The organism is Bacteroidia bacterium (genome assembly GCA_019695265.1).
GTDB lineage: Bacteria > Bacteroidota > Bacteroidia > JAIBAJ01 > JAIBAJ01 > JAIBAJ01.
In genome coordinates, this window is record JAIBAJ010000093.1 from 1 (window position 1) to 14,938 (window position 14,938).

At 41.2% G+C, this 14,938-nt stretch carries 8 protein-coding genes; 2 read left to right on the forward strand and 6 right to left on the reverse strand.

Annotated features, from left to right (window positions below; translation table 11 throughout):
* Positions 1-167: 167 nt before the first annotated feature.
* The 6 genes from K1X82_12095 to K1X82_12120 all read right to left on the reverse strand — a co-directional run bounded on the left by K1X82_12095 (position 168) and on the right by K1X82_12120 (position 14,043).
* Entirely contained in the window at positions 168-2,474 is a 2,307-nt protein-coding gene (locus K1X82_12095) for a T9SS type A sorting domain-containing protein (protein ID MBX7182845.1), read from the reverse strand.
* A 65-nt stretch (positions 2,475-2,539) separates the two neighbouring features.
* Entirely contained in the window at positions 2,540-3,631 is a 1,092-nt protein-coding gene (locus tag K1X82_12100) for a PorV/PorQ family protein (GenBank protein MBX7182846.1), read from the reverse strand.
* 25 nt (positions 3,632-3,656) lie between these two features.
* Positions 3,657-7,667, reverse strand: a complete 4,011-nt coding sequence (locus K1X82_12105) for a T9SS C-terminal target domain-containing protein (GenBank protein ID MBX7182847.1) — start codon at positions 7,665-7,667, stop codon at positions 3,657-3,659.
* A gap of 11 nt (positions 7,668-7,678) precedes the next feature.
* Positions 7,679-11,359: a carboxypeptidase regulatory-like domain-containing protein gene (locus K1X82_12110; GenBank protein ID MBX7182848.1), complete on the reverse strand. Its 3,681-nt coding sequence runs from the start codon at positions 11,357-11,359 to the stop codon at positions 7,679-7,681.
* Between the two features lie 83 nt (positions 11,360-11,442).
* Positions 11,443-11,808, reverse strand: coding sequence for a hypothetical protein (locus K1X82_12115; GenBank protein MBX7182849.1), 366 nt, complete (start codon positions 11,806-11,808; stop codon positions 11,443-11,445).
* Positions 11,809-11,811: 3 nt separating this feature from the next.
* Positions 11,812-14,043, reverse strand: coding sequence for a hypothetical protein (locus K1X82_12120; GenBank protein ID MBX7182850.1), 2,232 nt, complete (start codon positions 14,041-14,043; stop codon positions 11,812-11,814).
* A gap of 100 nt (positions 14,044-14,143) precedes the next feature.
* Here K1X82_12120 and K1X82_12125 point away from each other — a divergent pair, with 100 nt between their 5' ends.
* Together K1X82_12125 and K1X82_12130 are read left to right on the forward strand one after the other, a co-directional pair.
* Positions 14,144-14,605, forward strand: a complete 462-nt coding sequence (locus K1X82_12125) for a type I restriction enzyme HsdR N-terminal domain-containing protein (protein MBX7182851.1) — start codon at positions 14,144-14,146, stop codon at positions 14,603-14,605.
* A 226-nt stretch (positions 14,606-14,831) separates the two neighbouring features.
* A partial coding sequence (locus K1X82_12130; protein MBX7182852.1) for a phosphoglycerate kinase occupies positions 14,832-14,938 on the forward strand: 107 nt, incomplete at its 3' end.

Genomic DNA, 14,938 nt, shown 5'->3' on the forward strand with positions numbered 1-14,938 from the left:
ACGATAGAGGCAAGTAGCCCACAGGAGCACGCGGCGCTAGCCAAGTGCGACGAGGACTACAGCCGATAGCGTGACCCGAACGCCCATGCACTTCCGTTAAATGTTGCACAACTGCCGGATTGGGCGGAGGGGGCCCGCAACATTCATCTAAAAAATAAGACCCAATCCTATTTTTCGACCAATATTTTTTGGGTAAAGATTTGAGCATCCACGGCCAATTGCAGGATGTAAAAACCTTTTTGTACCGATTTCAAATCCAATTCATACTCCGACAATCCGCCTTTGAGATTAGCATTCAGAACCTCCCGGCCCGAGATATCGGTTAAGGTAACCTGAGCCAACTTTCCGGAAGGAATAGGGAAAACAAGATTTAATTTATCGGTAGCAGGAACCGGGTATGTTATCAATTCTTCCTGGTGAATGGAAAGGGCTTCAATTCCGGAAATGGTGTCCAAAAGGGTGAAGTAGTACTCGATTTTACTACCGAAATCGGCTCCAAATGATTTGAGGGTACCGGCAGAACTTTTCTTGGCAATTTTCATGAAGCCGCTTCCTTGTTGAGAGTTTGCCCACCAGGAAAGGCCGTCTTTACCTTCATCGAGCAATTCAAAACGGTAACATCCATTGGCTAGCCATAAGGTATCTTTGTAATTGGTGTTGGGAGCAAGAGATTCGCGGGAAAAAATTAAGTCGTTGGCTTCATTGTATAGGAACCAGCTATTATCGCCCATGCTATTGGTTTTTATCCAAAACACCATCCAATTGGCAGCAATACGTTCTGGAGCTTTAAAAGTTGATTTCATTGTATTGTTTGCCTCATACTGGTCGGTTGAGCCATTGGGTTGATCGATGGTAGCAAAAAACACCGCCTGATCGCCGGCGCTAAATTGATTCCAGGGCAATTGAGGCAAAGTAATGTGAGCTGTATCTCCTGGGGCCAAATCGCCGGTCCAATTAAAGGAGGCAGGGGTTTGACCTTCAACGCCATAATTGATAGTTGCGAAAGAAAGGGTGGAATTGCCATTGTTGCGGATAACGATAATTGCGTTGGTACATCGGGGATTCATACGTTTGTATTCATCGTGCGAGCTTGGAGAAAGGATATCATACACTTCTGCGTCGGCGGTGAAGTTAGGTTGAGAACGGAAAATCAATTGCGCCTGAATTGTATAACTAGGAGTTTGACTACCTGACCAAGTGTAATTTTGAATATTCAGGTCGATGCTATTATTGGAATTGGTTGTAATAAAGGAAGTGATATCGTGATCATAGGTAAAGGTTCTGGTACCCGGGCACCAATTGGCCCTGTCGTAAATCCAAGTTCCACCTTGTGGGTAAATAGGATTGAAGCCACAATCATCTCTCCACATGTGTTGTTGTGCAGCTTGGGAACCATTTACGAGGAGGTTATAATAGCGATCTAGAAATTCAGCAGCATTCAAATTATTATCGAATCCATGTCCGGAAGGGGTTATTTTAGCAAGAACATTTCCTACTTCGGAAGGAACAAATACGGATTTAGCCGGCAAGAAAGAAGCCTCAAACGCAGCAGAATTAGTATAAGAGGCATCGCCCTGATAGATGTTCTTAATATCCAACACGTTATGAGGCGGTACACCTTCAATAAAGTCGAAGTCGAGCGTAACACTAAAACCACTACTCCAACCGCTGTAGAACACCCTCAGTTCAACACTGTCTTTCAGGAGATTTTGGTAGTCAGTTACATCAAACTGATACCGATGTTTCCAGGAAGGATTATAACCATTACTTCCTGCACCTTGCATATAGGTGCCATAAGGCGTTATAACTCGAGCCAGCTCAAACTCTTCAATATGTTCGGGGTAGCTATAAACCTCCATAAAGGAGTTGGTAAAAAAGGCATTGGGATAAACTGTATCATAACCGCTTAAATTACCCAGGGAATCCAGGACTGGAATTGCCATTCCAACCGGCCATCCGACCAGGGTATCGGTTACTAAGAATGGTTGAGAAGAGTCACCATGAATTAAAATATCGAAGGATTGATTGGCTGTATAAATTACAACCTGGTTGATGGAATCGTAGGTTCCGGAAAAGGTGGTATCGGTTGAAAAGGCAAGTGAATCGGGAGATTCGCCATTAACAGTAAAAAGAGCTGCTGTTTGAACAACTGTATCGAGGGTGCCGGTTTTATGACGTAAAAAAACCTGAGTGGTGTAATCCCAACCACTACAACCGGTAGAGGCGCAACCCATGGTATACGTTAGAAGTACTTTTCGGGACAGCGGGGTATTTGAAAAATCACCGGTTTGGGAATAACTACCATACCAGGTCATATCCACTGAGGAATGAACTCTAACCCGGGTGGTATCATTCACTCCTGCGAAGGATGAAATAGAAAACCCAAAAACAAGCAAACCAAAACAAAGTTGGGATATGAAAGGAAGGTTGGAGCTATTTGGGGATGAAAAGAATGAGTAATGGTACTTTTTCATGGTCAAAAATAAACAAAAAAAGGAGGCCATACCGAATGACCTCCTTTCTTTGAGATTGAATAAAATTATAGCTTAATGCGAGCTCCAAAAGAGTGGATACCACCAAAATTGTAGGTAGCTCTGTAGGAGTAGTCTATACCGAAAGTCATTCCACCTTTGGTACGTCCATCATCGGTAGTTCTGGATTTAGTAATTGGAATTTCTACGGTTGCTCCTGCACTTGGACCCATGTAAGCAATGTGAGCAACTTCCTTGTTAGTAATGTCCTTTTGGTAGTTATAACCACCGCGAAGCATTAAAATATTTTTCCAGTTATACTCCAAACCTCCGGCGATATTATCGTTGGAGAAAGAATTAGATGTAAAAGTTCCGGAAATATTTAAAGAATGTTCAGGATTAAAACGTTGAATAAAGGTTAGACCAATAGAAAGCAAGGAAGGCAATTCGAATTTAGAACTGCGTTGTTCCAAAGTCATACTTGAACCGGTTGCATTTACTGTACCATTTAGGGACATACCATCACCGGAAAAGGACATTGTTGGACCTACATTTCTAAGAGCGATACCAAAACGAAAGTTGTTCTTCCTTAATTCTTTTGTACGATTACCCAAAGTGGTAACATATTGGATACCGGCATCGAAGCAGAAGCCACCTGCCTTAAGGTTAGCCATACTTTCAGAAATAATTTTAACGGTAACTCCACCATAAATACTATTAGAGAAAGCTTTGGCATAACTAACACCAATATTCAGGTAGCTTGGTTTAAAATTTCCGATACCTCCATCCGGAAGGTCAAAGGTTGTAATAGGAATATTACCGAAATCCATGGACATGATAGAGATCCCGATGGTACCGGTTTCACCCACTTTTTGGGAGATACCGGCGGTATTGATTCCGATACCGGAATTACCCATCCAATTGGTGTGAGCAAAAACCACTTCTGTTTTGCGGGTAAAGGCCAAACCAGCCACATTTAAGTGTACAGATTCGATACCGGAAATACAGGCAGCATTAGCGCCAAACCATCCGGAACTTCTTGCCCAAGGATTAACGAGCAATTCTGTAGCACCGGCCTGACCGGCTCTATCAGGGTTACCGGCAACAGCCATTCCTGTCCAAATGGCTGCTGCGGTTAATAGGATTATACGTTTTTTCATTTCGAAGAATGCTTTATACCAAATTTTAGAAATTGTTTACATCGATTGGTCTCAGAGAACCAAACCATTTAATGGTTTTCTCACCGATACCAGGTGCCGCAATATGGATTATATAAACACCACTAGCGATTGGCACACCAACATCATTTTTCAAATCCCAATCAGTAAAGGTTTTATCGTTATCTTTTGAGATTGTACGAACCAAAATACCACCTGCAGTATAAATACGAACTGTACATTTTATTGGAAGGTTGGTAATTTTAATTCGGTTATCTAACTGAGAACTTTCATAACCGGAATAGGCATAATAAGGATTAGGAACAACATTAATCAAATCCAATGCATTTTTAGCGGTGGTATTGTCTTTTGGCATTGCGGCCAAGTTGCTGGTGCTAAAGGTGTAGCGTGGACGTTGATCATTAACCGGATTAGCGGCTAACCATTCATAACCCAATTGAGACTGATATGATTTATTCGTTCTAACCCTAACTTTAACATCTGTCTCAAGCATTTGACGTTGTGGTTGAAGCAATGGAAGGTAAACCCACATTACATCTTTATAGACATTACGTTTAATAGCGTCACTTGGGGTACCGACCAAATTCTTATATATCCAAGCCCCACCATCGTAGGTTGGACAATCTTTTGCCGGATCGTTGCCATTGTGACCCAATACATACACATAGTGTTTACCACCGAAATATGTATTGAAACCATCCATCAGATTAGAGCTTGGATTCCATTTCATATCCGAACCATTCTCGCCAGGCAACCAGGAATCTTCACCATACATCATGTTTAGACGTTCACCTGTTTCAACGTTAATGGCATAACCCGGGAACCAACCCATACCGTACGCCGTATCGGCAATATCTTGGAAGTTACCATCCTGATCAATTGGTTTTGAGCGACGAAGATTAAACTTCAAAGCTCCTCCAATTTTTGGATAACCCAGATCTCCTGTTTCAATAACCGGACAACGAGTCCATTTAGACCGATCGGAAGTAATTACCAAATCAATACTGCTTACATTTTCAAATTTATTGAGCAAAGATGCGGTAGTATTTCTCCAAGCCGGTGCGGCCAAGGTATCGTTTCTACAAACCAATTTATAAGGGGCAATAATACCACCCAATATCTGTTCGTAATTTTGTTGCGGATCTATAAAATTGCTACTTCCATTGTAATCAGAGTACGTACCCGGAGCAGGTTCCTCTAAGGTACCGGAGCGAATCCAGTTAAAATTAGAAGGTCCATCGGCATCCGGTATCCCTGATAGCCAAATTTTCTTAGGATCAGCGAACTCATAGGATGCTGTAATGAAGCCATTGCCATTGGTAGGCTCTTCACCAGGATCTTTCACTTGTGACACACTCACACTAAGTCCCCACTTAGGAATAATTTGCTCGTTGATGGAATTAATCATGGTATCTGAATACACAGTATCCTGATTGTTTACATCGATTAGCCTCCAATAAGCATCACTTAAACCGGTGTTACTAATTGAATCCAACATTTCGAAAACAAAACTTGAATTAGGAACACTTTTAGGATCCACTACTTTGATATCAACTGGAGAACCGGTAGTATCGTAAGTAATTTGTTCCAATTGAGCTGAACCAACAGGCAATTCTAAAATTTTAGCTATGGTCTCAGAGGTTAAACTAATGGCATTTCCACCATTACCCATACCTTCTACCCTTGTAACTTCCGGATGAGAACCATATTTAGAATTCAAGATCAAACCATCTTTCTCTGGGCTAGTGTTATGCGGAATGGCTTTAACTGCACGGATTGACAATCCACTAGCAAGTTTACGACCGGCTTTGTATGGTTTCTTTTGTCCATCCAGGCTAAAAGGATCATTTGGATCATACTTTTTGTATTCATTGTAACCGTATGCAATTGCAATAAAGAAGTAACTTTTGAAATTCACTAAAGTTTTCTCACCGGTTGCAAACTCATCACGAGAAATTTTGAAGGAGTGACGAATACCGTTATCAGATCCATTAACTTTTTCGAAAGGCAAATAGCCTTCCGGATCAAAACCTACAAAGCCCGGATTTTTCTCATAGTTAATCAATTGAGTAACTCCGTTTTTCAAATCGCATTGAGCCACTAAAACAGCTTTATCAGGGTCGGAAAGGTCATTAGCAGATGCTGAGCTATCTTTCACCTGGTAAATTTGGTAACCTTCAAAATGATAATATTCATCATAAGTGGTTCCCGAAGGACTAATAATTTGAGGATCTTTTTCCTTGTAACGCTCTTTATAGTTATTAGAACTTGGACGGTTGGAAAGAGTTATCACCAACTCTCTGTCTAATTCAACAATGTTAACATCCGGAGCATCAGGACCATTCAATACGCGGAAACAATTTTCGAACAAGGCCTGAGCTTTGTCATCTACCAAACGAAGTTTTTCAACGGATGCATAAGGGCCGCCATTAGTAGCGCGGGCATACACCACACCAATCGTAATATCGTTTCTGGCACCCGGCTCCAATGTAAATGGACCGGCAGATTGAATACTACGACGGTCGTATGGAGTATTGCCCACACACTCTTCAGACCATTCGGAAGTTCCATTACATCCCGGAGGAACTACACCTTGTGTTCCCCAATTGTAAGGGTCGGAATTTCCGGGGAACATAAAGTCACATTCAGGTCCACCGCTTTGGTAGCCGGTTCCACCATAAGTCATTTTGTTACCATCTTTCCAAATGGAACGAAGGTAGTTGTAGTAGTCAGAACCAGTTTGCGGATCAGTCATTGCTTGAGGGCCACCACCACCGGTATTGTTGTGGTAAACGAAACGACGCATACCAAAACGCTCATTATCCACAATACCATCACCGTTTGGACTTGCTTCAGAACCATAACCAAGACCATTAAGCGCTTCTCTTGGGCCAATTCCCCAGTGATTATCAATACTATCGTTATCCTGGTAAGGTCCTTCAAAGAAATCGATACCAATTGCAGGTGGTTGTTTTCCATAGTTACGAATTGGCTCTTGCGGTCCATCTTCATCATCGCCATTGTAAAAATAACCCAAGCCACGCATTACATCGCAACCAACAAAGTCATCTTGACCATATCCAAGGTCACCATCCACCCATTGTCCGAAGTAGGTACCTGTAAGTCGATAAGTTGAACGATTGATCAAACGATAGTTATAGAAAGTCATATCATTGATTTCATCGTTAGTAGCGAAAGCAAATGCCTGAGCGTGAATTTCCATACCAATGGATTGTGCACCAGACTCTGTATGAATATTACCTTTATCGTTGAATACCCACCAAAGGGTTTGGTCACCATACAATTTTTCTTCGCGAGAAGTTTTACAATCAATGGTACCATTAATATCGTACTTAGGGTAGTCACCACCTTGTTCAGGATTATAGTCTCCACTTTGGTCAACATCCACATAGGGAGCCAAATCATAATCCTGGCCTAACGAAACATCACCGTGGGCAGGCCAGTTCAGAATAGATTGAGGAATAGTGTAGCCCGGGTATAGAATAGCTTTCTGATCTTCCGGAGTATTCCACCATCCAACAAATTGATCCACATCAGATCTATTAATAACAAAGTGCTGGTCGTATTTAGCACACTGATCACCGGTGATAGAAGCCGATCCATCGGTTGTAAGTGGGCCGGGCCAGTAATCGGTACCATTTTCTCGGAAACGAAGGGCAGCCACTTTAAGGTTACCTTGGGCATCCACACCACCCATCCAAAGAGAACCTGCGAACAAGGCAGTTTTTCCGGAACCCTTAGGCACCTCGTAACGTGCATTACCTATTAAATCCCACCACATGTCGCCACCGGTGTGAATTAAAGCTCTAACGTTGTTGAGTTGAAGGATAGTAGAGGATTTTGCGGGAACACATGCGGCGGATGACTGTTCTAATTTTTGAACAGTTACGTTAGTACCGGGATAAACATTATGTGTTTTCTCCGCCATGGCAGGCAATCCGGCTAGGACGGCCAGGGCGATTAGCCAATTTTTCATCTTATGATTATAAATGTACATGGCAATGGATTTTAGAAGTTAAAGATTAGACCTATGCGAATCCTTCTTGGAACGCTATAGTTGTTCGGGTTATTCACTTTGAGGGTGTACAAGTCACGGAACGATTGGGGGTCATTTTGTGAATTGATACTATTTTGGAACTCTGAAGCAGTTAAATAACCATCATCATTGGGGTTACCGGTGTATGAATAAACATCATACACATTTTTGGTATTGAGGAGGTTAAGTATCTGCAAGTACAGATTAAATGAATACTCTTTGCGTTTGTCTTCACCTTCGCCGGCTTTTTTACCAACTTTAAAGTAGAAGTCTTTATCGATACGAAGATCGATGTTAAAGTTAACCGGGTAGCGGGAACCATTGATTGCGCCTTCCACTTGTTGAGCCACACCACCTGAAAGGTTTTGGGTTGGTGAAGGGTTACGTTTTTTGGTATAAGGAGTTCCTGAACCAATGCGGCCGATAAGGTTGAAACCCATATTTGCCAAAGGATATACTTTTCCGATGCGGAAACCTTGGTCTTTTTGGAAATGGTAATCAGCCACAATTTGAATAGTATGGCGTTGGTCAAAATCCAAGGGTTGAGGAACACGAAGGTTAGGTTGACCGGAGTTAATTAAATTTAAACCGGAAGAAGTGGTAGAACCGGTACCATCGGCAAATTGGAGTGTATAGTTAACTCGAAGTTGGAAATTATCGGTTCTGCGCATTTCATAGCTTACACTTAAGCCTTTAACTGTTCCGAAGTCTAAGTTACCGTAAGTATTATAAGTAGAAGGATAAGCTTCAGCAATATTTACCACTTGAATCAAGTTTCGGATTTCGCGGTAGAAAGCAGAAATATTTAAGGCAGATGATTTGCTTAACACCTGACGGAAACCAAGCTCGTAGTCAACGGTTTTCTCCGGTTGAAGAGCCGGGTTATTCATTGGGCTGTTTCTATCTTGTGATCTAACCGTCATGTAATAATAATCGGTAGGATCTAGGCGAATACCGGTAACCGGGCGTTTGTAAAGAACATCATAGTGAGCATAGAAAAGAGCATCCTCGGAAATTGGGAAAGAGAAAGAAATACGAGGCATAAAGTTGGTTTGAGGCGTATAATCTTTAAATGCGCCGGCATTAAGAACCTGGTTGGAAGGATCCACCAAGAAAGGAGCAGCGCGACCGGTAGAAGTTCTTAGAACAGAAGGGTCAACGATAGGAGCGCCTTGAGCGTTATACCAATTTCTACCATTGCGGTAACCTACGATAGCTGTTGGATTATTGATATCATTAACATAAACCACATAGTCGCTTCCAATGTTAGAAGGATGGGAAACTTCTTGGTTACCAATGGTTGAAACTTCACCTGCCTTTTTAGTATCGTAAAGAGCCCATTGGTCTTTAAGTACAGGTTGGTTAGCATCGAAGCGATCAACCCTTAGACCAACGTTAAAGATTAAATCTTTAAATACGAATTTATCTTGAATATAACCGGCGAAATAGATAGGTTGAAAAGCTCCGACGGTGCGTTTAAAGTTGCCGAATTCATCTTTAGAGGTAAAGAAGTCGTCCAGACTTGGTTTACCTTTTACTTTATTTCCGGCAGCATCGTATCCATAATAGGAAACATAACTATTGCCACCATTCAGTAACTCATCTGCACTAAACCAAGAGATATCTAACTGGTCTGGAGATAAGGTATTTACATCAATCCAATCGGTTCCTTTAGGATTAAGACCTAGGGATTCGCGAAGGTTATAATCAAAGTAGGATTGAGATTCCTGGTTATAGATAAAAGGATATTGAATGGTGTCATTAAAATTACCATTGGCATCAACGCCCAGGATTGGGTTAGAATAATCCAGTTCCGATATATGTTTATTTACAAGTCCGGAAAAGGGGTTAATCAATTGCCAAAAGCCAGCTTGACTGCTTGACGGTGCTTGATAAGTAACGGCTCTATCTACCCTTTGTTCGTATTCGAAACCAAGGGTAAAGGAGTGGTTTTTAATATCGGCAGAGGCCAAACCGGTAATACGGTATTGTTCTTGTTGCAATTTTTGGTAAGCGCCATATTCACGGCCTGTATTATACCAAAGATCATACACATTATCGGGTTGTTCGGAGTTCAACAACGGACCGATACCTTGTTGAACCTGGTTCCAGTTGTTATAGTTTCCATTTCGGCTATTCTGACTGTAATATTGAGAGGTATAATTAGCCAATAATGGGTTAATAGTTCCGGGAGTAAATTCGAATAAGGTATCGCTATAGCCATTTTGCAAGTAGGCTCCTATGCCTGTTGTAGGATCAACACCATATTGGTAAGTTGTTTGGCGATAGGTTTTAAATTTACCAACATATCCATAATCAAACAAACGGTCTTTGTGGTCAGGATCTTGCAATGTTCTGTTGTAGCGTTGGTAATCCACATTCAGCATGTAGATAATGTTTTTTACAACTGATTTACTTTCCGGGTTATCGTTAAAACGTTGAGTAAAACGAGCATAAACCCTGGAGGTATTATCCAATTGTTCACCATTCTTTTTATAGTTGAACAAGGAATTAGCATAGCTATAGATTCTTTGTTTGTTAGCGTCGTAAGAGCCACCGATGGTAAAATTGGTATTTTTAGTAATATTAAAATCCAATTTTCCGGCAAAGTTCATTCCGTAATAAGCCACATTTTGGCGGGCTTTTACTTTTTCGATATCGTCTTTTCTTACAAATTGAGCATTTAACAAGCTACCGCCGGTTAATTGGCCTGAAGGACGAACCGGAAACTGTTCCAGGCTATCCAATAAGGAATTGTTAACTTTATAAGCACCTAAAGCTGAAGGATCGGGGTCTTTTTGGTATTTTAACTCACCGGCAAGAAAGAAACCAACCAATGGACGACGTTTATCGGATTGGGTAGAGTCTTTTTTAGTAAAAATAGGACCGGAAAGGTTAAAGGCAAGCAGGTTATAGCCGTATTTATCAAAGGGCTCGGAGGTTACATATTCAAAACCGCCGAAATATTTTTTTGATGGGCCTTTGGTTGTAACGGAGATAATACCGGTAGTTACGTCACCATATTGTGCCGGGAGACCACCCAAAAGAACTTGCACTTGTTCGATAGCCATTTGAGGGAGGGCAGTTCCGCCGCGCACTTTAACACCATCGATGTACATATCAGAAGAACCATCCCTAGAACCGCGGATACTTCCAACCGAACCATCTTTAGAATAAACACCGGCCACGGTTGTTGCTGCTGCTTCTGCAGAGCGGTTAGGCATCTTTTTGAAGTCGTCGGAGGTAATGGTGGTTGCGGTAGCACCGGCATCCTTTTCGATAAGAGGAACCTTATATTCAGTAACCACAACTTCTTTCAGGTTAACCCCACTCGACATGCTAAAATCTTGGAAGACAACTTTGTCAACCATTACTACCACTCCTTTAACTACCTGACTTTGGTATCCGGTGTAGGATGCTTCCACATCGTATTTTCCGGGAGGCAATGATTTGATGGTGTAAATACCATCAAAATCGGTTGTTCCACCGGTTACCAGGTTACCATTTAACTTAACGGCTACGTTAGCAAAAGGAACTGGTTCTCCTTTGTTGTCTTTAACCGTACCTTTCAACGTACCGGTACCATTTTGACCAAATACTTGTCCGGCCAGGACAACTGTTAAAGTAAGAATAAATAGTATCTTATTTCTCATGCGAATAGAGGTTTTCGGGATAATGCAACTTTTCTGAAAAAGGCGGCTAAAGTAGAAATTTTTTATAGAAGTGTTAAGGATAGTTAAATTGGATGTGAATAATTTCTTTTTTCAATCTGATATTTCGTCTTATTTAAGACAGCAAATGTATCCCAATGATGCGGGGAAATCAACCAACCGGTTCTTCGTTTATTCTTTTGAATTTTATTAGACTTTTTGCTCGTTTCCTTCATTCTCTTTCTTCCTTCTTTTGTTTGGTGTTTCATGTGAAGCTTTTCCGCTTTTTCCACCTGTTTATAACCGGCTTCTTTCGCTTTTTGCTGCTTCTTTTCCGCCTCTCTTTGCTGCTTACTTTTGGGTCCACCGGTTGGTCCTTTCATATTATCCTGAGAGAAGGACAAGAAAGGAATCAAACAAAAAAAACTTAAAATAAAAAGTAAATTTTTCATGGTTTATCTTTTAACAATTTTAGCCCCTTTTTCCATAATAAAATGACTACCAGGCATTTGTGTCAATTTTCCATTTTTCTTCAAAATAATCTTAGTTGATTTCTCCATTTTAAGGGTAGTACCTGGTTGCAAGATTAATTCGCTATCGTTTGAGATAGTAATATTGGCTTTCGGTTGCAGTAAAATTTTAGCACCCGGCAAAGCTGTAAAAATTGTTGATTCAGCGAACAAGGAATTTCCATTTTCATCCTTTTTTACCAGATAGGGCCAAGTTACACTGGTAGCTTGGTCGAGAAGAACCGAGTGTCCGGAAGTTACGACCAGGCTGTACTGAGTAGAGTCGAAATCGTTCGGAGAAAGAGCAATATTTCCGCACCATCTGACATTTTCGGTTATGGAGTAATCATCCCACCGGATGGATAATTTTACGTATCCTTTTCCAAGGAAATTATCATCCAGTATTTCGATGTGGAGACCATTAAGCCATATGGTTCTGTTTTCGAAGGGATAAGGCATTCCTTTGGCCAGGCTTGGGCGTTTAAATTCCAGGTCGGTTGCCAAGGTGTACACGGGTACCGGTGCAGGATTGGTACTCAAAGAAATTTCGGTATGGCCGGTAGCGAAGCAGAAGGCATCTTCCCAGTCTCCACCTCCATTGAAATTATTGACAACGGAGTCACCATGAACTTCGCTCATACCTAACTTAATGTTATCGCCGGTAAAGGCATTTCCATCTCCGTTAAAATCAAGCATAGCGAACAGGTCATTATTACCTGTGAAGGGATTGGGTTTACTTCGGCTTTTATCGATAGGAATATTTCGGTTATTCCAGTTACACCCATAACCCTGGCCTTCTTGAATTCGATCATAATCGAAGTAAAAGTCGAAGTTACCTTCCGCAGTAAAGGGGAAAAATGGACTGGCCAAGGCGTTTGGATATTCATTGGCACCGTTATAGATTTCATTTCCACCTTCCTTTTGATCCTTACCAACCTGGATATAGGCATAGATTCCCGGAGTTCCGACGGGAAATTGTCCTTGTCCATTATCGGCACAATCATCATAATACCATTCATCGAAGCGGGAATTCATTCGGCGATTTTCCAGCCATAGGTATTGATTTTTAACATCACCCGGTTTGGTCCACTTTAAATGAGGGAGTCGAATACGAATGGCATCCCCTGTTCGCATAAAATCGCGGAGGATAAAAACTCCGCCATGAGGGTAATTTTCCAAAGAAAAATCTTCGGAATTAATTTCTTGCTGTTGATCATTTAGACAAGAAATCAGGAATTGTTTTTGTGGATTTCTCCAATTCATCATCCACCGATCCCAACCGCTGCATCCTTGCATGGCAGCCAGGTGTTGACCTGTTAAACCATAGGTAGCAGTTACTGCAGGAAAGGTATGAACACCTCTGCCACCCGAACTGTGCCAGTTGTTTCCACCAAAAATGCCATGTAAATGCTCTGCAATGGTTATAACATAGGCCGCTTTAGACACCTTAGAAGCGTTGAAAGATGCAAAATTGTTAATACCTTTTGAATTCAGAAAGGCCGGTCCGGAACCAGAAGTAACCCCGTAACCCGAGAAATCGAGGGTGTTGTTGCTAGTTAGAAAACGGTTATTTCTCCAGATAATGTATAAAAGATCGGTTTTGCCATCGGGTCTTTTGAGTTTGGGTTCACCGGCATGGGTCATTGACCAAGCATCAAAAGCGCTCACCGGCAAATGATGAGCGGTAAAATTCATGCTATCCAAATTGGGCCAGGAAGCAATTTTTTCGAGCACTTGCTTTACACCGCTCCCAGTTTTAATTTGTGAGCAAGGAATAGAAACAGTGTAAGGAAAATAATCGCCTTCTAACACATATTGTCCAAACGAAGCCTGGTAATAATAGTCCGAAATAAATCCTTTAGGAGCCCTTCCGGATTTTAAATTAACATCAAAATAATCCATTGCATCGGCAGGCGGCAAGGTTTGCCCTTTGGAATTTTTAGGCCATTCCTCCCCAAAGGATTGTTCTAAATTTCCGAAACAAGGTTTTGCACTGAAGTCGATTTCAGCAAACACTACCAATACCCGCAAGGTATCGCGGGTAGGGATACTTATCCCATTGCTTATGGCAAGTTGTGCTGATGAATTATTCATGATTATTAAACCTAAAACGATACTGAAAATTACCGGCTTGGTGAATTTCACTATGCAATGATAGAAAGGCTTAACGAGATTCATGGTATTCTAGCGGTTCTATTTTTGTTCAAAAACGAACATAAATTTCAGTTCTGATTTACAAATTTTCACATCTTTGTGAGCACAAGAAATAATTGAAAGCTTGAATTCCAGTAGGTTTCCAACACTTAACCTTCCAAGTCCCAAATTGGAAATACAGGAAGAAAACTCCGAGCTAAAAGTACGTTGTTTTGTTCGTCAAAAGTATGTTGTTCTGACTCCGGAGGAGTGGGTTAGGCAACATTTAATCCATTATTTGGTAGAATACAAGCATTATCCCATTTCGCGAATTGCCTTGGAGTATCCACTTCATTATGGAAAAACGAGCCGAAGGGCAGACATTCTGATAATTGACAGGGCCCGAAAGCCTCAGCTCGTTGTAGAATGCAAAGCCCCTTTGATAGAGATTAAACAAGGTGTTATGGATCAGGTTTCCAAATACAATACGGTGTTAGGGTCGGGAATAGTGGTTATTTCGAACGGATTACGACATTTTGTTGTTCAATTGGAAAAAAATGGAAACAGCCGGTTTTTGTCAGACATTCCGGCCTATAGCGAAACATGAGTAACTACAACACTAATTTAGATGTGGGTTTAAACATTTTGCTATTGCGGCTTTTCTAATTAATTTAAGAATACTTCCGTGAAGACATAATTTACCCTTTCTTAACTAATTTCTTGTTTTAGCCATATTCTATTTTTTAAATAAGCATTGGATTTTATCTTCGCAGTCCAATTGGAATTCTATTACCAGTTACCTAAACCATTTACCTACCTAGCTTTTTCCTCCCATGGCAGCGATTGAAACTTATTCATTTAAAGACAAAAGAGCCCTAATCCGAGTTGACTTTAATGTACCCTTGCATAAAGAAAACCTAAGTGTAACAGATGATACCCG